The sequence below is a fragment of the Halalkalibacter flavus genome, from assembly GCF_036663575.1.
Taxonomy (GTDB): Bacteria; Bacillota; Bacilli; order Bacillales; family Bacillaceae_D; genus Halalkalibacter; species Halalkalibacter flavus.
Window position 1 is genome coordinate 1 of record NZ_JAWRVK010000233.1, and the last position, 272, is coordinate 272.

Annotated in this window: 1 pseudogene; it reads left to right on the plus strand. The window is 25.0% G+C overall.

Annotated elements, in window-relative coordinates:
- Nucleotides 1-49 precede the first annotated feature (49 nt).
- Nucleotides 50-272, plus strand: a pseudogene (locus SAY88_RS26190) (NADH-quinone oxidoreductase subunit H); the annotation flags it as partial.

Consider the following 272-nt stretch of genomic DNA (forward strand, 5'->3'; position numbering starts at 1 on the left):
ATTTTTAAACCTACCTTTATTTTTCTGTTGATTATCTTCTTGTTTAGCAGAGACCAATCGTTCACCCTTTGATTTTGCTGAGGGTGTAAGAGAGTTAGTTAGTGGTTTTAATGTTGAATATAGAATTGGGGGTTTTGCATTTATTTTTTTATCAGAGTATATAAATATTATCTTTATATCTTTAATAACTAGTATTGTTTTTTTAGGGTGTGATTTATTATCTTTATTTTTTTATATTAAAATTATATTACTAGTATTTTGGTTTATTTGGG